Raw genomic sequence first — 1,026 nt, forward strand, 5'->3', positions numbered from 1 at the left:
CCCAGCCGCTCGGTGCGGATGGGCAGCGGAGGCAGTGGCTTGGGTTCATTCATGTCCCCAACGCTACCCATCCGCTGCTCCGGAAGCGCCGTTTTGCGCGGCCAAAAGGGTCGGCTACCGAGCAACGGAGGCCTGCGCGACGACGGCGGCCGTTGCCTCCGCGATCGCCCGTTCCTCGTCGGTGGGGACCACAAGGACCGGCAGGGCCGACGTCGGGGTGGAAATGACGCGGGGTTCCCTGGACCGTTCCCGGTTCAGCCCGGCGTCGAGTTCGACGCCGAGGGCACCGAGCCGCTGCGCCACCAGGTTCCGGAACTGGTGCGAGTTCTCGCCGATTCCGGCCGTGAACACAAGGGCCTTCGCGCCGCCCACGGCCACGTGGTAGCCGCCGATGTACTTCGCGAGCCGGTAGGACGCGACCGCCAGGGCCATGGCTGCCTTGGCATCGCCGGCTTCCGCGGCCTCCACCACGGAGCGCATGTCGTTGTTGCCGGCCAGGCCTTTGAGCCCGGACTGCCGGTTCAGCATCGAATCCAGGTCCTCGGGTGACCAACCGTTCCGGCCGAGGAAGACCAGGATGGACGGGTCGAGGTCGCCGGAGCGGGTGCCCATGACGAGGCCCTCGAGGGGCGTGAATCCCATGGACGTGTCGATTGACTGGCCGCCGCGGATCGCGGTGACCGAGGCGCCGTTCCCCAGGTGGGCGATCACGGCGTCGAACTCCTCGACCGGAACGTCCAGCAGCGCCGCCGCCCGGTGCGCAACGTATTCGTGCGAGGTGCCGTGGAAGCCGTAGCGGCGGATCCCGTGGTTCGTGTAGAGCTCGTCCGGCACCGCATAGCGCCAGGCGTGCTCAGGCAGGGTGCGGTGGAAGGCGGTGTCGAACACGGCCACCTGCGGCAGTTCGGGCCACTTCTTCGAGATCGCGCGGATGCCGAGGACGTTGGCGGGGTTGTGCAGCGGGGCGAGCGGGTTCAGCCGTTCAATGGCCCGGGTGATCTCGTTGTTGACCAGCACCGGCTCGGC

The 1,026-nt window shown here is 69.1% G+C and carries 1 protein-coding gene; it reads right to left on the reverse strand.

Annotated features, from left to right (window positions below):
- Positions 1 to 114: 114 nt before the first annotated feature.
- Positions 115 to 1,026 (reverse strand): acetate/propionate family kinase (locus tag Y706_RS24600; RefSeq protein WP_043435734.1); only part of this gene is annotated, 912 nt, incomplete at its 5' end.

It is taken from the genome of Arthrobacter sp. I3, from assembly GCF_000520575.1.
GTDB lineage: Bacteria > Actinomycetota > Actinomycetes > Actinomycetales > Micrococcaceae > Arthrobacter > Arthrobacter humicola_A.